The 20,990-nt window shown below is 55.6% G+C and carries 18 protein-coding genes and 1 pseudogene; 7 read left to right on the top strand and 12 right to left on the bottom strand.

Annotated elements, in window-relative coordinates; genetic code table 11:
- Positions 1-45: 45 nt before the first annotated feature.
- The 5 genes from cls to AC2FMD_RS12200 all read right to left on the bottom strand — a co-directional run bounded on the left by cls (position 46) and on the right by AC2FMD_RS12200 (position 3,937).
- Complete coding sequence (cls, locus tag AC2FMD_RS12180; RefSeq protein WP_496795057.1) at positions 46-1,452, bottom strand: cardiolipin synthase; 1,407 nt, start codon at positions 1,450-1,452, stop codon at positions 46-48.
- Positions 1,445-2,602 carry a mechanosensitive ion channel family protein gene (locus AC2FMD_RS12185; RefSeq protein WP_496682468.1) on the bottom strand — a complete coding sequence of 386 codons (1,158 nt, stop codon included), beginning with the start codon at positions 2,600-2,602 and terminating at the stop codon, positions 1,445-1,447. The genes cls and AC2FMD_RS12185 overlap by 8 nt, the downstream gene beginning before the upstream one ends.
- 195 nt (positions 2,603-2,797) lie before the next feature.
- Entirely contained in the window at positions 2,798-3,280 is a 483-nt protein-coding gene (locus tag AC2FMD_RS12190) for a hypothetical protein (RefSeq protein ID WP_496682466.1), read from the bottom strand.
- A 10-nt stretch (positions 3,281-3,290) separates the two neighbouring features.
- Positions 3,291-3,536 (bottom strand): hypothetical protein, encoded by a 246-nt coding sequence (locus AC2FMD_RS12195; protein ID WP_496687015.1) that lies wholly within the window; start codon positions 3,534-3,536, stop codon positions 3,291-3,293.
- 170 nt (positions 3,537-3,706) lie between these two features.
- The gene (locus tag AC2FMD_RS12200; protein WP_496682463.1) at positions 3,707-3,937 is read right to left on the bottom strand and encodes a hypothetical protein; all 231 of its coding nucleotides are present in this window, start codon (positions 3,935-3,937) and stop codon (positions 3,707-3,709) included.
- A 271-nt stretch (positions 3,938-4,208) separates the two neighbouring features.
- On the opposite strand from AC2FMD_RS12200, the gene AC2FMD_RS12205 reads away from it, so the two are divergent.
- Positions 4,209-5,393, top strand: a complete 1,185-nt coding sequence (locus AC2FMD_RS12205; RefSeq protein WP_496742829.1) for an AI-2E family transporter — start codon at positions 4,209-4,211, stop codon at positions 5,391-5,393.
- Positions 5,394-5,551: 158 nt separating this feature from the next.
- On the opposite strand, the gene AC2FMD_RS12210 is transcribed toward AC2FMD_RS12205, so the two are convergent.
- Positions 5,552-6,598 (bottom strand): helix-turn-helix domain-containing protein, encoded by a 1,047-nt coding sequence (locus AC2FMD_RS12210; protein ID WP_496742827.1) that lies wholly within the window; start codon positions 6,596-6,598, stop codon positions 5,552-5,554.
- 218 nt (positions 6,599-6,816) lie between these two features.
- On the opposite strand from AC2FMD_RS12210, the gene AC2FMD_RS12215 reads away from it, so the two are divergent.
- The 6 genes from AC2FMD_RS12215 to AC2FMD_RS12240 all read left to right on the top strand — a co-directional run bounded on the left by AC2FMD_RS12215 (position 6,817) and on the right by AC2FMD_RS12240 (position 14,604).
- Positions 6,817-7,725 carry a hypothetical protein gene (locus tag AC2FMD_RS12215; protein WP_496795058.1) on the top strand — a complete coding sequence of 303 codons (909 nt, stop codon included), beginning with the start codon at positions 6,817-6,819 and terminating at the stop codon, positions 7,723-7,725.
- 50 nt (positions 7,726-7,775) lie between these two features.
- A complete protein-coding gene (locus tag AC2FMD_RS12220) occupies positions 7,776-8,636 on the top strand; it encodes a DUF1269 domain-containing protein (RefSeq protein WP_496742824.1) in 861 nt (286 codons plus the stop codon).
- A 178-nt stretch (positions 8,637-8,814) separates the two neighbouring features.
- Entirely contained in the window at positions 8,815-9,342 is a 528-nt protein-coding gene (locus AC2FMD_RS12225) for an HdeD family acid-resistance protein (RefSeq protein ID WP_496682453.1), read from the top strand.
- Between the two features lie 185 nt (positions 9,343-9,527).
- Positions 9,528-11,108 carry an arylsulfatase gene (locus AC2FMD_RS12230; protein ID WP_496682451.1) on the top strand — a complete coding sequence of 527 codons (1,581 nt, stop codon included), beginning with the start codon at positions 9,528-9,530 and terminating at the stop codon, positions 11,106-11,108.
- Positions 11,109-11,187: 79 nt separating this feature from the next.
- Positions 11,188-12,864: an alkaline phosphatase family protein gene (locus AC2FMD_RS12235; protein WP_496742822.1), complete on the top strand. Its 1,677-nt coding sequence runs from the start codon at positions 11,188-11,190 to the stop codon at positions 12,862-12,864.
- A 9-nt stretch (positions 12,865-12,873) separates the two neighbouring features.
- Positions 12,874-14,604 (top strand): Na/Pi cotransporter family protein, encoded by a 1,731-nt coding sequence (locus AC2FMD_RS12240; protein WP_496742821.1) that lies wholly within the window; start codon positions 12,874-12,876, stop codon positions 14,602-14,604.
- Between the two features lie 54 nt (positions 14,605-14,658).
- Here the strand turns inward: AC2FMD_RS12240 and AC2FMD_RS12245 are convergent.
- From AC2FMD_RS12245 to AC2FMD_RS12270, 6 genes and pseudogenes are all read right to left on the bottom strand, one after another.
- A pseudogene (locus tag AC2FMD_RS12245) lies at positions 14,659-15,362 on the bottom strand (IS6 family transposase).
- Positions 15,363-15,520: 158 nt separating this feature from the next.
- Positions 15,521-16,270, bottom strand: a complete 750-nt coding sequence (locus AC2FMD_RS12250) for a proteasome-type protease (RefSeq protein ID WP_496710978.1) — start codon at positions 16,268-16,270, stop codon at positions 15,521-15,523.
- A gap of 11 nt (positions 16,271-16,281) precedes the next feature.
- Positions 16,282-17,079, bottom strand: a complete 798-nt coding sequence (locus AC2FMD_RS12255; RefSeq protein WP_496687002.1) for a transglutaminase family protein — start codon at positions 17,077-17,079, stop codon at positions 16,282-16,284.
- 3 nt (positions 17,080-17,082) lie between these two features.
- On the bottom strand, positions 17,083-18,024 hold the full coding sequence (locus AC2FMD_RS12260; RefSeq protein WP_496742819.1) for an alpha-E domain-containing protein: 942 nt from the start codon (positions 18,022-18,024) through the stop codon (positions 17,083-17,085).
- A gap of 2 nt (positions 18,025-18,026) precedes the next feature.
- The gene (locus AC2FMD_RS12265; protein ID WP_496742817.1) at positions 18,027-19,445 is read right to left on the bottom strand and encodes a circularly permuted type 2 ATP-grasp protein; all 1,419 of its coding nucleotides are present in this window, start codon (positions 19,443-19,445) and stop codon (positions 18,027-18,029) included.
- A 532-nt stretch (positions 19,446-19,977) separates the two neighbouring features.
- Positions 19,978-20,976, bottom strand: coding sequence for a DUF1214 domain-containing protein (locus AC2FMD_RS12270; RefSeq protein ID WP_496742815.1), 999 nt, complete (start codon positions 20,974-20,976; stop codon positions 19,978-19,980).
- Positions 20,977-20,990: the final 14 nt, after the last annotated feature.

Below are 20,990 nucleotides of genomic sequence, written 5' to 3' on the forward strand. Positions count from 1 at the left end.
CTCTGAAGAAGGAATGAAACTTCAAAGATCGCACCAGCAAAGCAGTCAGAGTAATGGGGAAAACAGCCGCGAAATTGGAGCGCCAACGCGAACTCTCCAAGGTTGCTCCATCAGTGTCTTTGTGAGTTCAAACGACCGCGTAAAGTCAGCTTCGAGCATCGCGTGCAACTGGGAAGCCGCGCGAGTGTCAAAAAGCATTGCCATGGCCTCGAAGTTCAAACGGAATGAGCGGTTGTCCATGTTTGTTGTGCCCACTGCCGCCACGGCATCATCGACCAGGACGACTTTCTGATGCATGAAGCCTGCATCGTATCGAAAGACCTTGACCCCCGCGTCGCGAATTTCGTCGAAATACGCAAAGGCTGCAAGCCAGGGCACTTTGTGGTCGACGACTTCGGGAACGAGTATCCGAACATCAACGCCACGCAGCGCGGCGAATTTCAAGGCCGCGATCACGTCGGTGTCCGGCACGAAATAGGGCGAGGCAATCCAGATGCGGTCTTTGGCCATGGAAATGCAGGCAAAGAAAAACAACGCCCCGGTTTCCATCTCGTCCGCCGGGCCGGTCGCCATCAGCATCGCGGCCATGTCATCCCCGGCCAGGGGGGCATCCCAGAGCAGATCGTCAAGCAGCACCTCTTCGGTGGCCCAGTGCCAGTCCTCGGCAAAGATCAGCTGCAGCTGTGACACAATCGGCCCCTGCAGCCGGGCATGGGTGTCGCGCCACTCGCCAAATTTCGGGTCCAGTCCTTTGTACTCGTCGCCGAAATTCAGCCCGCCGGTAAAGCCGGTCTTACCATCCACAATGATTGTCTTGCGGTGGTTGCGGAAGTTGAGGTGAAAGCGCGTCCGGGGCCCGGGCATTTTTTTGGGGTCGACGAATTCTACGCCGCCCGCACGTAATCGATCGAAGTAGGTTGCGGGCAGCGCAATCGAGCCGACCGCATCGACGAGGAACCTAACGCTAACGCCCCGGCCTGCCGCCGCGATCATTCGCTCGGCCAGTGCGCGCCCCACACCGTCGTCCTTGACGATATAGGATTGCACCAGCACATAATTCTCGGCCTCATCGATAGCATTGAAGATGTCTGCGAATGTTTCCTCGCCATCGACAAGCAGCCGCATGGAATTGCCGCGCACTGCCGGAAACCCGGAAATCGCCTCCAGCGGCCGGGGCGACACCGGCAGCGGTGCCACGGGCCTATACGTTTCAGCATGGACGCGCAGGCCTTCCATCACGCGTTCGCTGCCCTTGCGCGAAAGGATGAATCCCCGGTATTTGTGATGGCCCAAGAATAGGTAGAGTGGCACGCCCAGGTAAGGCGCGGCGATCAGCAGGATGGCCCAGCCCACCGCCCCTTGCGGCGTGCGTGCGGTTTGAACGGCGCGCCAAGCGAAGAAGATGGCAATCCCCTCGAGGACAACCAGAAAGGCCAGGATAAACTCAGTCATTGAGGTCCTCCTTGTCCGGGCCGGGCGTCTGATGAGGCGCCGGGGAAACCGTTTTTATCGTTTGGGTCGGATGGGCCAGTTGGGTTCCCACTTCTGCGACCAGAGACAGGATTTTCAGGCTGAGGTTTTCGCTGACGCGTAGAAAGTCTGAATAAGTCGGCGATCGGCTACGCCCGTAGAACAAAATATCTATCGAATGGTCGCTCAGCCCCGTGACGCGCACGTAGCACGGGGCGTCATCCGAGGTATCAAAATCGCCGCTTTCGTGCATGTAGCGCTGCAGCCCGTCGCGAACGGCGATCACCTGACTTTCGCTGGCAGAGAGCACCAAGCCGAAGGTCATCATGATCCGACGATGCTTCATCCGGGAATAATTCAGCACAACGCTGTTGGCCAGTTCCGCGTTCGGAACGAAGCGTGGGATCTGGTCAAATCCAACAACCAGAGTCGAGCGCAGGTCCACCCGCTCCACAACACCGGCGACCAAACCCTCAACATCAATCGTATCTCCGGACACGAAGCGCTCTTCGCTGCTGTTGGTCATGCCGGCAAGCAAGTTTCTTACTAGGTCTTGTGAGGCGATTGCCAGCCCCGCGCCAAGCACGCCGACACCCGTCAGCGCACCAGAAATGTCGATCTCCCAGACCTCGAGCAATGCAGCTAAACCAAAAAGAACAACTGAGAACTGTGTCACTCTAACAGTCCAGTCCTGCTCGAGACGGATAGACTTCGCGTGTTCTTCACTGCTCAACATGGAAACGAATACGGCTGCCAATCGATACCAGCCAGAAAACACCGCAATGATGCATATCGATGTCAACACTCGACGCAAAAATCGGGAGAGTAGTTCCGGAGGCTGGATAATCTCTAGAACTATAAACATAGCAAAGGTGACGAGAAGCACTTGAACGGCTTCACGCAGCTTGCCGCGTATTTCCTCTGATATTGCGCTTTCAAGGCGCCGCATGAGAAAACTCAGAAGCTGCAGCACACAATTTGCCAATGGCTTTCTAAAAACGTACACCAAAACAACGAAAGCCAGTAAACTGATCGCAAGAACTGGATCGATGCTCTCAACCCAAATGGATATGTTTTCTGCTGTTCTCTCTATGCTTGATTTCCCAAAAGTGTTGTCCAGATGAGTGGTCACAGCAAAAGACTTCCCATAAATTACACTCGCCAAGCAGCCTGATTTCATGATCCTTGGCTGATCACTGTCCGAAAAACTACAAGTTCTAAGCCTATTTTGCCCGCCCTGTTTTTGGGGCAAGTGTTACGCTCGCAGTATCGATAATCGGCGCCAAAAAGTGCAGAGCAGCTGGTAAATTGAAGGCAGGAGCATGCGCTAGCTTTTGTCCTTTTTTGAGCTCTCCGTGGTGTTCCGGATCACTGCGCTGACCACGCTGCTTGCAACTTTGGGGGCGATGGAACCCAACGGGTCATTCGCCATTTTCTTGACGGCTTCCGCCGTGGCCTTGGCTTCTTCGGAAAAGGCTCGGATCTCGGCCTCGATGTCTTCAAGGGCCATGTCCCGCACCTCTGCAACCGGTGCTGTTTCCTGTTCCGCGCTGGACTTACCTGCAATCGAAATCAAGATCGCGGCGACGATCAAATTCGCCAGCGACACAACCAAAGCCGCAATTGGCGCCGAAACACTTTGCGAAAGCGCCAAGTATGCCGACGCGTTCAACATGATCAAACCGACTGCCGCAGCGATACCCGCCGCTGCCATCAGACCGGTTTGTCGCCGCAATACGGCCAAGTGCCGCTGAGCGATCAGTCGCTCGGAACGAAGGACGATAGAAACGTTTCTGGAGATGCGGTTCATGACAAGTTCCCTACTTTGAGCGACCGATCAAATATCCCAGAGCGAATACCCCCAATGTAAGAAGCAGGGGATGTTTGCTCGGCAATTCTTCGATTTGTGCCAAAAGCTCAGAAAGCTCGCTGTCCCACCCCCCCGGCTCCCGCTTTTCATCGATGTTGTCGGGCACTTTCTGCGTTTGCGCTGATGAACCGCCATTTTCCTTGAGCTTCTCGCGAAGAACAGCCAGTTCAGCTTCGAGCTCAGCTTTTGTCGCCATGGGGCGATCTCCCATTTGGTTGCGTTGTCCGAGGTCGAGGCACGTGAAACCGGACACTTTACAAGGCAGAGACACTTCTGCTCATTCAGCGCAGGACGTTTCCATCGCCACTCTTGCCGGGAACCATGCCCACGGCCCCTTTCGCTGCGCGCGGTCGGGGCAGCTCGGACCTAAGACTTCTTGAACTTGTCGTAGGCCGCCTTCATCTGCAGGCCAATCGCCCGCGCCGCCTCGCCCACTTCCTCGGCGCTTTTTTCGAACTCGTCGCGTGTCAGGAACTTGTCCCACTGAGCGGTCAACTCTTTCCATTCGTCCTCGGCTTCCTTCGTCGCCAGGTGCAGTTGGAGCCGCAGCTCGTCTCGACGCCGCTGCAGGTCCTCCATTAGATCCTTGATTTCCATACCCATTCCTCCTGTGTCATCACATGCTGATAGCGTAGTGCCGTCTTGAAAATACATCAAACCTTTACTTTTGGCGATCTGCGAACCTCGCTGCGCCATGATCGCCGTGTCACGCACGAGCAGAAGATTTTTGCGTATGGAGCAACCAGCCGAATGCAGCTAGGATCTTTCGCCAGAGGCCATTTGCTCCACAAGGAAAAGGCCAGACTCACGCTGACGAATTACGCTGAGGTCAGCCTGCGCTCGCGATCCAAGGATAGGACCACGCAACATGGACCAAAACACGCCTGCCCGACCAGCTGCGACCTTGGCGTTTTGGGCTTACTCTTCAATTGTTGTGGGAACTACCGTTACAGGGCTTTTTGTTCTTAAAGAGCTGCTGATACCTCTGGCCATTTCTGGCCTGCTATTCGTACTCATTGTATCTGTCATTGATCGTATCGCAGCAATTCGGATCGGTGGCCGTTCGGTTCCGATTTGGCTGTCATATGTTTTGGGCTTCTTGCTTATCGTGGCCGGTATACTCGCTATCTTGAGTGTACTGTCGGCTCAGGCAAAGGAAGTGGCAGCCGCGGTCCCACGATATCAAGACCGGTTCGCCGGAATCCTTGCGAATATCGTCGAGATCATTGGGGACGATAATGCAAACGCGGTTGTCAACGTCATCCAGGACTTGGATGCCTCGGGGTTTGCAGTGGAAACGGTCAGCTCGGCCAAAACGTTCTTGTCCGGCGCTTTCTTGGTTCTCCTGTACTTGCCATTCATGTTGATTGAACGCCGCCCAATGCGGGAAAAGCTGGCAATCTCTGCCAATGACCCAGAGCTGGGTGCGGAAATAGGCAGGACCGTCATTCACATCTCAGAGTCCCTGCAACGGTATGTGGGCATTAAAACATTTGTGAGCGCTCTAACCGGGCTTTTGTGCTATGCGATCATGAAATCCGTCGGCCTGGACTTTGCCGAAACGTGGGGCGTCCTGACGTTCGCCCTGAACTTCATTCCGTCCATTGGTTCGGTGCTGGCCGTCATTTTCCCGGCGGTTGTGGCGCTGGTCCAGTTCGATGGCTATTCCGCATTATTGATCATCGTTCTGGGCTGCGGAGCAGTCCAATTCGTCATCGGCAACATTTTGGAGCCTGCTCTTACCGGGAAATCTCTCAACTTATCCCCGATGATGGTCATTGTCGCCTTGACGACATGGACGACGATCTGGGGTTTGCCTGGCGCTTTTCTCAGCGTTCCCATTACGGTTTGCGTAATGATAATTTTTGCCCATGTTCCCGGCCTGAGATGGGCGGCGATCTTGATGTCTGGCGACGGAAGGCTCTCGACACCCGATCAGGAGACAGCGTCCGTTAGGCCCACAATCGACGATGCTGAGAATACCTCACAGACGGATCTGGAGATCGAGGCCAATCGGCTTAGGGAAGAGTATGAAAAGAACCGTGCCAAGTGAGCCGGAGAGCGCCAGTCAGTCTCGAAGGTCTGCTTGCGTCCAACCCCGCGCTGTCTTTCGACACGAATAAAGATGAACCGGGACTATCCTGAGCTGCGACAGGGGCTCTGTGCCGCGCCACCGCATCTTTCCCTGCGGTCGTTTCGGGCTTACTGTCTTTAACATTTCGCAAGTGACGCGAAAACAGAAGGTGCCGTCCCCTCCCAACGATGAAACGCCTCTGAAAAACTCTGCCTATGTTCAAACCCCAACAGGTCACTCGTCTCGTTGATCGATCGTCCGGCAGCAAGTTCTATCCGTGCTTTTTGGTGCACAGCAGTTTTTCTAAGATCGCTGAATGTCGTTCCCCTATTTTTTAGGCGCAACTGAAGGGTGCGCGCGTTGGTGTCGAGCAGATAAGCTGCCTCGGACAGTCGGAGCGGGCGAAAGCGCGTGTTCAAAGCCGCGGCGTTCATCTTGTTAAGCAGCAGGGCTAAGTCCGCGTCGTTTTCAAGTTGATACAATTCTTCAACGATCAAGGGCAAGAAAGCGTTTAGTTCCGGGTTCGAGAATTTCAGGGGGCTTTTCAGCAGATGTTCATCGAACTCCAAAGCATATTCCGAAGCAGATACGAACCGCTGTACTTTTGGAAACACGCCCAGATGTGCGCACGAAGCACCCGGGAAAAAAATTTTCAGATCAGCGTTCGAGGTTCTATCCGATAGACAAACCAGATAGCAAAGCAATGAAATCAAATACTTGGAGCTCTCATCAAAGCCATCGGGGAAAAGCGGCGCAGTAGACACCGATACTCGACACCGGTTTCGTTGCAAACGAATGTTTATTTTCCCTGCGCTGACAAGGCCGTCCATTAGCCGCTGTGCTGTTTTCAACGCTGTCCATAAAGTGTCGGAGTGGATGCAGGCCTTTCCGAATAAACCTAGTGTTCCCAAATCTGGTGCCATTCCGGCCCGTAAAAGCAGATTTCCATCCTCGTCATCGGAACCGACACGCGCCAAGACGTGCAGATAGTCGAAATAAGGCAACCGCGCCTCGGCAAACCATTGACCAACACTGTCTCTCAGGTCCCGCCTGATCCGCGCCGCCTTAGAGGGATGCGTCTTTGAAAAGAGCTCAAGGGGCGCGCGCACGAGCGCCAACCGGACCTTAGGAGATTCCTCCACCTCCGAGAGCTTAGCATTCGATTTTTGCGCGTTCGCCGACATGTCTCAAGCCCTTGTGATCTAATATGTTCTACAGAATCACCGCATGCAGAAAAGCAGATAGCGTGAGTTCGAGTTTAGAGTGCGGCAACGCGGTATCAAAGCGTTTCGCCTTGTTTCCGGCGGTTGGCCTAATGGGCATTGCCTGTTGGGGTTGGAATGCGGAGGCTCGATCGGGCTCTGCATGAACACCTTCAAGTGATCCGGGAAGGATTGGCCAGATGACCCTTGGGGACGCTTCCCAAAAGATGCTTCGACGGATTTCTTACAGGGCCTGTGCAGTGTCGCCGGGGCAGGCAGCAGGCATAACCGGAGCGGCGTCTGCGACCGTTCCGATCAAAGCGTTCATATTGTTCGCTTCGATCTGTTTGTCCCTGACTGCGGGTGTCGCCCTGGCTTCGCCAGACAGCGAAAACCAGGCCGCTGCCCAAGCCAACAATCCCCTGGCGGACATCCGTGCGCTCAACTTCCAAAACTACTATGTTGGCGCGTTCAATGGCGTTCCGAACGGCTCAGGAAACCAATTCGTTCTGCGTTATGCGCAGCCTTTGCAGATCGGGGCTTCGAACTGGCTAATACGAGCCTCGCTTCCGACGAACTCTCTACCCGTCGGTCCGGGTTTCTCAACCGTCTCCGGCATCGGCGATCTGGATATTTTTGCTGCCTATCAGTTCGACACCGGGAACCCTGCAACCAGTTTTGCCATCGGGCCTCAGATCGTGGCGCCTACAGGAAAGAACGGTCTTGGGGCGGACCAGTGGCAATTGGGTCTTGCCAACGTTTACTTCAACGCGATTTCGCCATTGGTTCAGTACGGTTACCTGCTGACCTACCGCGGAGGCGTCGGTGATACGAATGGCAAACCCCGTGCCAGCGTGGCCGCATTCCAACCCTTTGTTTTTTATCAGCTGGGCAAAGGTTGGTATTCAGGTGGCGCCCCGATTTGGAGCTACAATTTCGAGAACGACAACTATGCAGTCCCGCTGGGGCTGAGGCTGGGTAAAGTGACCCGGCAAGACAAGACTATCTTCAACGTTTTTGTCGAACCCCAGTACTCCGTTGCCAGGCGCGGGGCCGGCGTGCCGGAATGGCAGATCTACCTGGCTTTGAACATGCAGTTTCTCAAATAGCCGGGTTCCCCCGTTTCCATCCACATATGAACCAAAAGAGGAGCAATTTTATGGAAAAGTTTGTAGCAGTCGTGTTCGACTCAGAAGAGGCCGCTTTCAAAGGGGCGGAGGCGTTACGGGATCTACACCGGAACGGTGAACTGGCGGTATACGCAGCTGCCGTGATCGGTAAAGACGAAGACGGACAGGTCGCGGTCAAGAAAGCCCAGGACGAAGGCCCGATCGGCACGGCCTTCGGAATGATGATCGGCGCCATGGTCGGTGTTTTGGCCGGACCCGCCGCCATCGCGTCTGGCGCGGCCGTCGCGGGGACAGCCGCTGCCAGCCAGGCCGCGCTTGGCGGCATGGCCATGGGAAGTATGACCGGTGGTCTTTTTGGCGTTTATCGCGACCTTATGGTTTCCGGCGTAGACATGACGATGCTCGATCAGGTTTCCATTGAGTTGCTTCCGGGCAAATCTTGCATCGTTGCGTCCGTCGACGAGATATGGACGGCACCCCTCGACACCAAGATGGCTGAAATCGGGGGCACAATTTTCCGCAAACCCCGCGTCGATGCGGTCGATGAGCAGTGGGAAGCGGAAATGCGTGCCATGGACCGCGAACTTGCTGAACTGGACGAAGAGTTGCGGGCTTCCCACGAAGAAAACAAGGCCGCGATCATGGCCAAAGTTGATACCGTGAAGGCGCGGATCGCGGAAAACAACAAGAAGATCAATGAGCGCCTTGACGCAATGGATGCAGAAATGGACGAGCGTCTGGATGCTCTTGACGAGCAGATCGCCAAAGCCTCTGCTGAACGAAAGGCAAAATTTGAAAAGCGCAAGGCCGAGATCAAGGAAGAGTACAAGGTCCGCAAGGAAAAGCTGAAAAACTCTGCCGAATTGGCGCGCGAGGCGTTGAAACCCTGATTTCGTGGTGGCTCCCGGACAGGTCCAAAACCGCAAATCCTTTCTATTCCATTGGGTAGAGTATCTGTCGGGAGCATAAAAGTCGGGAGACACGCAAGAACCAAGACAGGCTGGGCTTTTCGGTCAATCCTATCAGATCTTCTGGAAAGCCCACCCAATCAACTCAGGAGGTACAGACATGCAAAACAGGTTTCTTTGGGTTCTCATGGGGATTGTATCTCTGCTGGGTGGGTTATTTGCCCTTGCAAATCCGGTATTGGCCAGCGGTTTCGCGACCTTAGTGATAGCTTTTGTCTTTATGGCCTTCGGCGTCGCTCAGGTGATCGCCGCCTTTCGTGATGAAACAAACACCGTAAAGTTCTGGACTATCCTTCTCGGGATCATGTGGTTTCTCATCGGCTTGATGATCTTGGGTCGGCCTTTGATGGGCATGGTGGTTCTAACCACTTTGATAGCAATTGCGTTCCTGTTTGGCGGCGCGGCCAAGATCGCGTATGCGTTTGCTCTGGAGGATCGAAAAGCTTTCTGGATGGTCTTGATCTCCGGTGTCGCCTCGCTTGCGCTTGGCGTCATTATCTTCATGGATTGGCCGGTTTCCGCCGTCTCGACTCTCGGCATACTCCTCGGGGTAGAGCTTGTCGCCGACGGTGTGTCTTCGTTCGCCTTGGCGTTTAGCAAGGACAAGACAAAAGCAGCGGCAACTTAAAGGGACCGCTTCATATCGGACGATAGTAATTCCGTCATCATCGGGCAGTCCATGGATAAATCCGCCGGAGAGAGAATGAACGCCGCCGTGACTGTCCGTTCTGGCGAGATCGCGCAACAGCAAGGCAATTAGGCGTAACTGTCGGAAAGCACTGTCGGGCATCGCCCGAAACAAAGGAGGAAATCATGTTATTCACCAAGATAACCAGAATGTGCGCCATAGCGGCGACAGCTCTGGGACTAACGTCCGCGGCCGCTACGGCGCAAAACACGGAAAAACCAAATATTCTCGTGATCTGGGGCGACGATGTCGGCATGTTCAACATCAGCGCCTATAACCACGGAATGATGGGTTATCAGACGCCAAATATCGACCGTCTGGCGGCCGAAGGCGGAATGTTCACCGACGCATATGCTCAACAATCCTGCACAGCTGGTCGGGCCTCATTCATTCTAGGCCAACATCCGTTCCGTACCGGTCTTTTGACAATTGGCATGCCCGGGTCCAAGCATGGAATGCCCGAATGGTCACCCACGATCGCCTCGCTGCTCAAGAACCATGGCTACGCCACGGCACAGTTCGGCAAGAACCACCTCGGTGATCAGAATGAACACCTTCCAACCAACCATGGGTTCGATGAATTCTTTGGCAACCTCTATCATCTCAACGCAGAAGAGGAGCCTGAGGGCTACTTCTACCCGAAAGACCCCGAGTTTCGCGAGCGGTATGGCCCGCGTGGCGTGATCAAGGCATCGGCGGACGGTCAGATTGAAGATACTGGCCCGATGACCCGTAAGCGCATGGAAACGGCCGACGAGGAATTCCTCGCAGGCGCCCTGGACTTCATCGATCGCTCGGTGGAACAGGACAAACCCTTCTTCGTTTGGATGAACACAACGCGAATGCATGTCTGGACTCGCTTGAAGCCGGAAAGCGTCGGATTGACCGGAATGGGTCTCTATCCGGATGGCATGGCCGAGCACGACGGCCATGTCGGACAATTGCTCGACAAGCTTGACGAACTGGGAATTGCGGATAACACAATCGTTATCTACTCTACCGATAACGGCGCCGAGAAGGTTTCATGGCCAGACGGCGGCATCACCCCTTTCCATGGCGAAAAAGGCACAACCTTCGAGGGCGGTTTTCGCGTTCCACAGTTGATTCGTTGGCCTGGCACTGTGAAACCGGGAACGAAGTTTAACGACATCATCAGCCATGAAGACTGGATGCCGACACTTCTCGCAGCGGCCGGCGAGCCGGATATCAAGGAGAAGCTGCTGCAGGGCCACACGGCGAACGGCAAGGATTTCCGGGTGCATCTCGACGGCTACAATATGATGCCGTATCTCTCGGGCGAGGTCGACGAGAGCCCACGCGACCGGATCTTCTACTTCTCAGCCAACGGTGAACTGAATGCGGTGAGGTGGAATGACTGGAAGGTGCATTTCGCAACGCTGGAGGGGAATATCACTGACGCCGTGCGCTTCGCTTCGAACTGGCCCAAGATCGTTCACTTGCGATCCGACCCTCTCGAAGAAATGTGGCTGGAATCGGAAATGTACCTGCGATGGATGGCGGATCAGATGTGGCTCTTCGTGCCGATCCAAGAAGAAATCCGTGATTTCATTGCGTCTATGGACGGTTACCCTTTCCGAGAGGGGCAGGTCTTGAATGCCAGCGGCATCAATTACCAGTCACTGCGAGCGTATCAGGTTTTGAAGGAGATCACTGAAAAGGGTATTATTGCACCCGCATACCAGTGATTAGGCCCAAAAAGACTGATTGCGGCGTGCCTCATTGGGATGCCGTGATCAAAAAACCATCGAATACGAGGAGAGGCAAATGAAGACGCTGTATTTGGTTGCGGGCCTCTTAACGCTTCTCTCCAGTACATCAAGCGCGCAAGAGAAGCCGCGCTTGGTCTTGCAGATCACCGTCGATCAGCTGCGTGGCGACCTGATCGATCGCTACGGCCAGCACCTGGGAGAGGACGGGTTTAGCCGCCTGATCGAAAGCGGCGTGCATTTCGTCGATGCCCATCACCGACATGCGAACACTGAAACTATCGTCGGACACACGACACTCGCCACCGGCACGGATCCGGCGATCCACGGCATGGTCGCGAACCTGTGGTTCGACCGGATCGGAGGCTCGCAGTTTTACAACGTACAGGATCCCGACTTTCCGCTCGTAGGCGCCGAAGGCGTCGATACCGACGCCGAGATCGACCCCACCCAGCGGGCCGCGACGACGGATGGCCGGTCGCCCCGCAACATCCTGACGTCCACGATCTCAGACGAGATCGCGCTGCATTTCGGCCCCGAGGCGAAGGTCTTTGGCGTCTCTATCAAGGATCGCGGTGCTATCTCGATGGCAGGGCACGCGGGCACCGCCTACTGGTTCTCGAAGTCGGAGGGACGGTTCGTCACCAGCACGTTCTACCGGGAAGCCTACCCGGATTGGATTACCGAGTGGGAGGCAAAGGGCGTCGTGGCGCGCTACGCCGACACCGCGTGGGAGCTGTCCGCCACGCGAGACGCCTACATGTTCGGCACCCGCGACGATCAGCCATGGGAAACCGATTTCCCTGGCTTCGGACGAACGTTCCCGCACGCATTCGGCGCGGCGGACGACAAGTATTTCACCACGCGTCTGACGCTGAGCCCCGCCGGCGACGAGATCACTGCCGACTTCGCCAAGGCGCTGATTGACAACGAGGGGCTCGGGCAGGACGATGTGCCCGACTACCTCGCCGTCAGCCTGTCTTCCACCGACTATGTCGGCCACATTTTCGGCCCCTCCAGCCTAGAGTCAGAGGATAACATTCTGCGGCTCGACCGGACGCTGGCCGACTTGCTGGCACATATCGACGACCGTGTCGGGCTGGACCGGACGCTCGTGGTTCTGTCGGCCGACCACGGCGCGCCAGAGCATCCAGACTACCTGGCCACACTCGGCATCGAAGCTGGGACCTTCGACTTCGAGCGCATCGACACCGAGCCGGGTTTCGTGCGCCTGACTGCCGAATTCGGCGAGAGTCGCGACCTGATCCTCAATTTTTCCAACCCTTACTTGTATCTCGACACGGAAGAAATCGCGGCCCGCGGCTTAGACCCCGTCTTGGTGGAGCGCGCAGTGGCAAAGGAACTGGAGCGGCTGCCAGGCATCGCCCATGCCATCGCCAGCTCAGACCTTCGCGTGGGAGCAGTGCCTCGAGGCAAGATCCAGGACGCAGTTCTGGCCAACTTCCACCCCGACCGCTCGGGCGACATTTACCTCGTCTTCGAACCGCACTGGTTCATCGCCGATTTCGACGGGCTGCATGTGGCCTCAGCCCACGGATCGCCCTGGACTTACGACACGCACGTACCAATAATTGTCACAGGCCCTGGCATACAACCTACCCGGGTCTTTCGACGGGTTGAAACGGTTGACGTTGCCCCTACCCTCGCAGCCTATTTGGGCACAAAGCCGCCCTCAGGTGCGCTGGGCCAGCCGCTTGTCGAAGCGCTGAGGTAATCTGCGAAAATGAGCTTGATTGCCGCTGTCGCCTTCACCTCAGTATTTCTTGCCGCGACAACGGCTGATGCTACCGGCGCCGTCCTTTCGCTCGATTTTGGCGGGATGTCGATGGGACTTTTCGGTGGATTGGCGCTATTTCTTCTGGGAATGAACTTCCTGTCAGATGGTCTCAAGAACGCTGCCGGCGACCAGATGCGTGTTGTGCTCCAGAAGTTCACCAAGAACAGGGTGATGGCCGCCATCACTGGTGCCGGCGTGACAGCCGTGGTCCAGTCTTCGTCCGTCACCACAGTGCTTGTGGTAGGGTTCGTGTCCGCCGGTGTCATGTCACTGCAACAGTCTGTTGGTGTGATCATGGGCGCCAACGTAGGGTCCACCATGACCGCTCAAATTGTGGCTTTTAGCGTTGAAGAGTACGCTCCGGTGATGATAACGCTGGGTTTCTTCACCAACTTCATCGCCAAAAAGGACCGAACCAGGCATCTTGGCTCTATCCTTTTGGGTCTCGGCCTCGTCTTTTTCGGGATGGGCATGATGAGTGCCGCAATGGTGCCGCTGCGTGGCTACGAGCCATTTCTCCGCCTGATGCAGTCGATTGCGGAAAGCCCGTTTCTTGCCATACTTATTGCGGCGCTCTTCACTGCGCTAGTGCAATCCTCTTCGGCCACTACAAGCATAATCGTGGTTATGTCCAGCGAGGGTTTGGTTTCCCTAGAGGCTGGAATCGCCATGGCGCTCGGCGCCAATATCGGGACATGCGTGACAGCCGCTTTGTCCTCGATCGGTAAACCGCTGGATGCGCGTCGTGCAGCGGCAGTACACGTCATATTCAACGTCGCGGGTGTTTTGCTTTGGTTGCCCCTGATTTCGTTCCTCGCCTCGCTGACAGTCTCTGTTTCGCCTAGCTACCCGGATCTTGTCGGTGCGGAGCGCTTGGCCGTTGAAACCCCACGGCAGATTGCGAATGCGAACACGCTTTTCAACGTTATCAACACGGTGATATTCCTGTTCTTCACTCAGCAGATCGCCGCCCTTGCCATCCGCCTGGTGCCAGAGTCAAAGTCTACAGAGGCAACCGTTTCTGTCGTTCCGGAGTTTCTTGACGACGCGCTCCTGAGTACGCCAGTCATGGCGCTGCAAGCCGCGCGTGAAGAGACGGCACGGCTAGGAGGTCTCGCCCAAAACATGCTCGACGAGATTTGGGCAGTTGTACAATCGGGGGACAAAGCCAGACTCGACGAAGCCGAAAGCCAGGCAAAAACGGGTGCGGCCCTGCTGCCGCAAATTACGCGTTTTTTGGCGCGCGTTGGTGAAAGCGAACTGCGTGAAGCGGATGCAGACGAACGGGTCAATCTCGCCATTGCAGCCACCGAACTCAACATGGTTTCGGAGATCCTCAATGTTCGGATCTTGCCCGTTCTCCGTACGATACGTTCTAATGACGAAGAATTAGGACTCTCCGATATGTATAAGTTGATGGAAATGTCGGTTCGGGACGCCGTCAGCGCCGTTCGCGACAGAGACAAAAACGCAGCTATGCGTGTGCTCGGATACAAGGATGCCGGAGAACGGGCCTTCGCATCGCTTGCTGCGGCACAGGTTTTGACGACCGATGACAAGGTAAGGGCCGAAGATTTACGCCTGCGGATTGAGCTTGCCCAAACGCTGCGCGTGCTCATGATGATAACCCGTCGCGCCGTCCGAACGGTTCTTCGTAGTGGCGACGATCAGGATTAAGGGTGCTGTCAGACAAATTCTAACCAGTCTCTACAAGGACAGGATGCTTGCCCCCTATTCGGCGCAAAGACCGCGCCACTCGGCGTGAGCAGCGGCGCGGGTCAGCTTGAAACTTGGTCTGGAGTAGAGGCTGCGCTCCGAATTGAACAGGTTGTAGACCGAAGCGTGGACGGCCGCGAATTTCTGCAGACTTCGCATCCGCCGGAAGCGCAACATCGCCCGTTCTCGTCGTCGAAGTGAAAAGTGTAAATTCTCTGCGCGGTTGTTCAACCACCCACCGGTTTGCTGGCGGTGGCCAGAGCCAATTTCCTTCAAGGCAGCATCGTCGGATCTGAGCCGATCGGTCACGATCACTTCGGGGCGACCGTGCTTGCGCATTGCTTTTCTTAAGAATTTCAGCGCAGCTTTCTTGTCACGCGTCTTCGTGACGAAGCTTTCCAAAACCTCGCCTTCGTGATCAACCGCACGCCAAAGGTAATGGCGTTCACCGTTGATCTTCACGAACAATTCGTCGAGATGCCAGCGCCACTTGCTGGAACACATGCCGTCGGTTCGACGTTTTCGGATCTCACCGGCGAACATCGGTCCGAACCGATGTCACCAGAACCTCACCGCCTCGTGGCTGACGTCGATCCCGCGTGCATGCAGAAGATCCTCAACGTTGCGCAACGAAAGTGGAAACCGACAAACAGCATCACCGCCAGGCGGATGATCTCTGGGCTCGTTTTGAAGTAGCGAAACGGGGATCGTGTCGGCATAAACTGACGCTACAAATCAGACCTCCACGTCTCAAGCCGTCTTCTATAACAGAGCTCCAAAAGGTGTATGTGCGCAGCGACAAGAACGCCCGCTTGGGGCTCAGTGCGGACGTTGAGCGAAAAATCGCGAATGGCAACTATGCGCACAAAGCGGACGCTCAATCGTTTGATTTTCGCCCCGATTTGTATTCTGGAAGTTTGGCCAAAGCCGACTTCAAAGCGTCACCCCATCTGTCAGAAACAACGCGCAAGTACTGGTCGTCGGACTCGAATCTTGACCGCGTGCCGGCCGTAAGGCTGTCTTCCTCGTAGAGAAGCAGGTCAAGCGGAGCCCCGACAGACAGATTGGCCTTAATCGTGGAGTCAAAACTGACAAGCAAGAGTTTCACGGTTTCCGGAAAACTCATTTCCGGATCGTAGGCACGCACCAGAATCGGGCGGCCATATTTTGTCTCACCGATCTGAAAGAACGGGGTGTCGTCGCCGGCCTCGATAAAATTGCCTTCCGGGTAAATCAAAAACAGACGAGACGGGCCGCCCTTGATCTGGCCTCCGACAATGAGTGTCGCGTGAAAAGCACTGTCCGCTTGCTGACCAGACCGGGCATGCCCCTCGATGACGTCGTTCAGCGTAGCCGCGACCAGTTGCGCAACTTGAAACATTGTGGGCGCCTCTAAGATCGATGGTGAACGATCTGCCGGCGCTTTTGTTCGTTCTTCCAGAAGGCTTATCGTGGCCTGAGTAGTGGCCAGGTTTCCGGCCGTCAGGATTGTGATCGACCGGTCCCCTTCGACTGTCCAGTTGAACATCTTGTTGAAGGTCGAAACATTGTCCACGCCTGCGTTCGTGCGCGTATCCGACATGAACACCAGCCCGCTATTCAGCCGCATGCCCACAGCATAGGTCATCATGTTCTCCGTTACTGCTGTGCGACTTTCAACTGCACTGTCAATTGCTCGCCCGCTGTCCCAATTCTATTCCCTATTACCGGTGCGGCTTGGGCATAGTCCAGCCCGGTTGCGACGCGTACGTATCGATCGTCAGGTGAAATCCCATTTGAAACGTCAAACCCTACCCAGCCAAGCCCGTCCAAATGCACTTCTGCCCAAGCATGGGTCGCGTCCTGAAGTTCTGTTTCGTTCATCATCAAATAACCAGATACATAGCGTGCCGGCACTCCAATCTGTCGTGCGCATGTAATGAAGATATGCGCATGGTCCTGACACACACCGCGCCCAGCTTTGAGTGCATCTTCTGCGCTCCAGCCCGGGTGCGAACCTCCAATTTCATACGCGACCTGAGCTCGAATTGTTTCGGACAGAGCATGTAGCTGTTCCAGCGGTTCACCTTTGGGCAACGCGCCTATCAGTTCGGCAACCCCTTTCCCCGGCGTTGTCAGAGGGGTGCGCCTTTTGAACAGCCACAAAGGAGTCGACCCTTCGTGAGGCCCCAAGACGCCGTGGGTGTCTTCAACCTCGACCACACCCTCGGAGATCAACGAGATACTTTGGGTGTTTGCGTCGAAACTGATCAATTCCACGGTGTTACGATGGTAGTCTTCAAACACCAGCTCTTTGCGCCCGCCGGTGATTTCGGTGTTCCAACTTTCAATGCTTTGATTGCGAAAAGACTTTGGTGTCTTCCTCAGCTGTTGCAAACCGAAGGGAACCGGCGCGTCGAAATCGTATCGTGTCTCGTGGCGTATATGCAGTTTCATTGGTCACTCATAGAACCGGTAATCAATTTCGATCTGGCGGCTCAGGTCCCCGAGATCCTTCAAAAAGTCCTGAATGTATTCGTGCAGCCCGAGGTCAAAGATATCGGTAATCTGCCGGTCGAGATACTTCTCGGAAAGCGCGTTGGCCGCCGTAACGGACGGACCCGCAAAGCCATAGTCTTTGCTGAGGTAGGACAGGTTCTCTTGAATCTTCCTACAGCAGAAATGCAGGCTGCGGGGCATCCTCTGATCAAGGATCAGAAACTGCGCAATTTCCGACGGCCGGGTGTTCTGGCCGTGGGTCATGCGATAGCCACCGCCTGCCCCAACGGACCGCAGGATACTTTCCCACTGGATGTTGTCCAGCGACGAGCCGACCGAGAAGGCCGTGGGCAGAAGGACATAGTACTTCACGTCCAGGATACGCCCGGTATTGTCGGCCCGCTCGACAAAGGTGCCGATCCGGGTGAAATCGAAAATGTCATTGCGCAGCATGGTCCCCAGAGTTGCGCCACGAACCAGAGCGGCTTGTTGACGAATAAGTTCCAGCGTTGCAGGCAGGTCCCTCTCATTCACGCGGCGCTTCATGGCTTGATCAATCTGCATCCAAGTGGCGTTCACCGCACTCCAGACATCATTGGTCAATGCGGTTCGAACAAGGCGCGCGTTGTCCCGCGCCTGTTTGATGACCGACTTGATCGACGATGGATTGTCGGCATCACGCAACATCCAATCCACGGCATTGTCTTTCGAAATCTCATCATATTTGGCGCTGTATCCGCTATAAACGCCGGCGGTTTTCAGAACCGAGCCCCATTCCGCATCGGAATTCTTGGTCCGGGTCAGCGCCATCCTCTGGCCTGTTTCCAGCAATCTGGCCGTGTTTTCCGCCCTCTCAAGATACCGGGACATCCAGAACAACCCGCCAGCAGTTTTTCCCAGCATGGTCAGTCCTCCAGAACCCAGGTGTCTTTGGTCCCGCCGCCTTGGCTTGAATTAACGACCAAGGACCCTTTTTTTAGCGCAACGCGCGTCAGGCCGCCGGGGGTGATCTCGATCCCTTGCGGGGACACCAGAACAAACGGCCGCAGATCGACATGCCTGGGGGCAAGCCCCGAACGGGCGAAGATGGGCACCGTCGAGAGAGACAATGTGGGCTGAGCGATGTAGTTCGACGGCCGCGACTTGAGCGTGTCACGGAAGGCCGCGATCTCTTTCTTGCTGGCGGTCGGACCGATCAGCATCCCATAGCCGCCCGACCCGTGCACCTCTTTGACAACAAGATCCGACAGGTTGTCCAATACGTAGGACAGCGACTCGGGGTCGCTGCAGCGCCACGTAGGAACGTTTTTTAGCAGGGGCTTCTCGCCCGTGTAGAACTCAACGATTTCCGGCATGTAGGAATAGATCGCCTTGTCATCGGCTATACCTGTTCCCGGCGCGTTCGCAATTGTGATGCCGCCAGCACGATAGACATCCAGAATACCCGGCACGCCCAATGCGCTGTTGGGGTTGAAATTCAGCGGATCCAGGAACTCGTCATCAACCCTGCGATAAAGTACGTCGATGGGAGTATAACCTCTGGTGGTGCGCATGCAGACTCGTCCGTCGACAACCCGCAGATCGTGGCCTTCGACCAATTCCACGCCCATTTGATCAGCAAGAAACGCATGTTCGTAGTAGGCTGAATTATAGATTCCGGGGGTTAACACCGCGACAGTGGGTTCTCCGTCTGCTACAGCTGGTGCGCAGGCAGCAAGAGAACGTCTCAGATTACGGGGATAGTCTGAAACATTCCGAACATTGGTTGCGCTAAAGAGTTCGGGGAACATCTTTAGCATCGTTTCCCGGTTCTCCAACATATAGCTGACCCCGGATGGCGTACGAGCATTGTCTTCCAGAACGAAAAACTCGTCTGGTCCGGTTCGCACCAGATCGACGCCGACAATGTGCGTATAGACCTGACCGGGCGGTGAGACACCAAGCATCTGTGGCAGGAAGGCCTCGTTTCCGGCAATCATCTCAGCCGGCACACGCCCGGCCCGGACAATTTCTTGACGGTGGTAAATGTCATGTAGAAATGCGTTGATTGCGCGCACCCGCTGTTCGATACCGCGTTCCAACCGCTGCCATTCCCGCGCTGAAATAACTCGTGGCACGATATCAAACGGTATCAGACGTTCTTCGGCCTCGGCTTTGCCGTATACGTTAAAAGTGATGCCCGTCAGCCTAAAAACTTTTTCGGCTTCGCGCTGTTTCGCCCTCAGTCGTGACACGTCTTCCGCGTTGAACCAGCGACCGATCTCTTCGTATGGACCTCTGAGTGATCCATCGCCGTTGAACATTTCATCAAAATACTCACTCATACTTTAAGTTTTACGCATAGATCAGATTTTTCAAGTCATTCAGGCTTGGTTGGAAGCTGTCTTTGGAAGGAGCGTCTAATTTTCAGGCTAACTGGATAACGTGATGATCTTAACAACAAGGCGTTATTCGTGTTTCCAGTTGAAGTCACATTCAATGTTTTGTGCTGCATCTGAACGTCCGCTTTGGGCTCCGTGCCGACGGTCAGCCCGAATTGCGCGATAGAAAGCTTCCTAATGTCGAATGTCGGCGCATCAGGCTACGCCATTGAAACCGAAAGGCTGTCTCGATTTCTTCAATGGCGGCTTTCGGGGCTGGGCTGCAGCTCGGACCGTCGCAGCGCCGCGAGACCGCTCTGAGCCCACTCCGGACGTGGCCTCGCAGGGTCCCCTGCAAATGCAGCATGGCCCCCTACATTTGGCTGCTGCGATGCAGCGGAAAAAGCGGTCATTGGTGGCCGGCTCAGCGAGATTTGGGGTCGCGATGTCCGAGATGCGGACGATGCGGTCACCTGGAAACCAGCTTGAGTGCCCCTTACTCCAACGGCTCGATTGCAGGGAAGGACCAGTTCCCGTTCAAGATTTCTTCACGAGGTTCATATAGCCGAACGGTGTAGTTCCAACCTGGCGTAATAGGAATGCAATTCACGCGCCCATCCTCGCAGGCGCCAAAATTGATGGTAATGCTGCCGTCGGAATTGGGTTCGGCTGTTACGTTATTGAGGCTGTTGCGGCCGAGATCGTTTGCTTCCAGGTAGCCGTCGGCGTTGTAGACAGTGATTGACCAGAACGCGTCAACCGGTACTGCATTCAACGTGACCGAATGTGGTGTTACGCCATCATTTGCATCGACGCTGTCGATCTCATAGAGCGCCGCAGTGCGTGGCAGACCGCCCCAGCCGGCGGCGGCACCAACCAGGTGATCGATAGGCTTTGTTTCTCCCTCGGTACCGAACGAGTAAAAGCTGCTGAAACCGAGTTCGGCAAGGTTGCTTAGGGCCGTGCGTGCAGTTGCCAAATCATCCAGATCCCAATCCGGTGCCTCGAACGGACCTGCTCCACCCCCAGCCACGACAAGGCTGTCCTGAGCGGCATGTGCCTCTAACACATCGTCAGGATCGTTGGCGTCCATGAATATTCGTACAGTCACATAGGCAAAACGAGTACCAACGTTTTCTTCGGTCAGCGTGTATGTCCCAGGCGCGGTTTCGACGTACATGTAGTGATCCTGGTTGACCACATGCATCGAGATGTATCGCTCGCCCAAATCGGGCAGAGTGAATTCAACCGGATCGGACAGGTCCAGGACAATCCCGGAGTAGAGCGTGTCCTGGTTCATCCGAATAACCGGTTGGTTGTCAGGGGTCGTCGGTTTGCGAACGTGGATCAATTCTCCAACGCCCACGTCAAAAGCGGCCATATTGGCACGGAACATATGATCCGTCTCGGCCCGGACAAAGGTGTCCAGCGTTACTGGCTCTGCGACAGCCAGAGATGGGGCCAGCAGCGCAATCGGAATCAATTTCTTCAACATTATGGGCGCCCTTC

The organism is Ruegeria sp. BHSC276 (assembly GCF_059612945.1).

Coding starts and splice junctions, on each gene's coding strand:
- cls (WP_496795057.1), bottom strand. CDS start 1,452: ATGACTGAGTTTATCCTGGCCTTTCTGGTTGTCCTCGAGGGGATTGCC.
- AC2FMD_RS12190 (WP_496682466.1), bottom strand. CDS start 3,280: ATGAACCGCATCTCCAGAAACGTTTCTATCGTCCTTCGTTCCGAGCGA.
- AC2FMD_RS12195 (WP_496687015.1), bottom strand. CDS start 3,536: ATGGCGACAAAAGCTGAGCTCGAAGCTGAACTGGCTGTTCTTCGCGAG.
- AC2FMD_RS12200 (WP_496682463.1), bottom strand. CDS start 3,937: ATGGAAATCAAGGATCTAATGGAGGACCTGCAGCGGCGTCGAGACGAG.
- AC2FMD_RS12205 (WP_496742829.1), top strand. CDS start 4,209: ATGGACCAAAACACGCCTGCCCGACCAGCTGCGACCTTGGCGTTTTGG.
- AC2FMD_RS12210 (WP_496742827.1), bottom strand. CDS start 6,598: ATGTCGGCGAACGCGCAAAAATCGAATGCTAAGCTCTCGGAGGTGGAG.
- AC2FMD_RS12215 (WP_496795058.1), top strand. CDS start 6,817: ATGACCCTTGGGGACGCTTCCCAAAAGATGCTTCGACGGATTTCTTAC.
- AC2FMD_RS12220 (WP_496742824.1), top strand. CDS start 7,776: ATGGAAAAGTTTGTAGCAGTCGTGTTCGACTCAGAAGAGGCCGCTTTC.
- AC2FMD_RS12225 (WP_496682453.1), top strand. CDS start 8,815: ATGCAAAACAGGTTTCTTTGGGTTCTCATGGGGATTGTATCTCTGCTG.
- AC2FMD_RS12230 (WP_496682451.1), top strand. CDS start 9,528: ATGTTATTCACCAAGATAACCAGAATGTGCGCCATAGCGGCGACAGCT.
- AC2FMD_RS12235 (WP_496742822.1), top strand. CDS start 11,188: ATGAAGACGCTGTATTTGGTTGCGGGCCTCTTAACGCTTCTCTCCAGT.
- AC2FMD_RS12240 (WP_496742821.1), top strand. CDS start 12,874: ATGAGCTTGATTGCCGCTGTCGCCTTCACCTCAGTATTTCTTGCCGCG.
- AC2FMD_RS12250 (WP_496710978.1), bottom strand. CDS start 16,270: ATGACCTATGCTGTGGGCATGCGGCTGAATAGCGGGCTGGTGTTCATG.
- AC2FMD_RS12255 (WP_496687002.1), bottom strand. CDS start 17,079: ATGAAACTGCATATACGCCACGAGACACGATACGATTTCGACGCGCCG.
- AC2FMD_RS12260 (WP_496742819.1), bottom strand. CDS start 18,024: ATGCTGGGAAAAACTGCTGGCGGGTTGTTCTGGATGTCCCGGTATCTT.
- AC2FMD_RS12265 (WP_496742817.1), bottom strand. CDS start 19,445: ATGAGTGAGTATTTTGATGAAATGTTCAACGGCGATGGATCACTCAGA.
- AC2FMD_RS12270 (WP_496742815.1), bottom strand. CDS start 20,976: ATGTTGAAGAAATTGATTCCGATTGCGCTGCTGGCCCCATCTCTGGCT.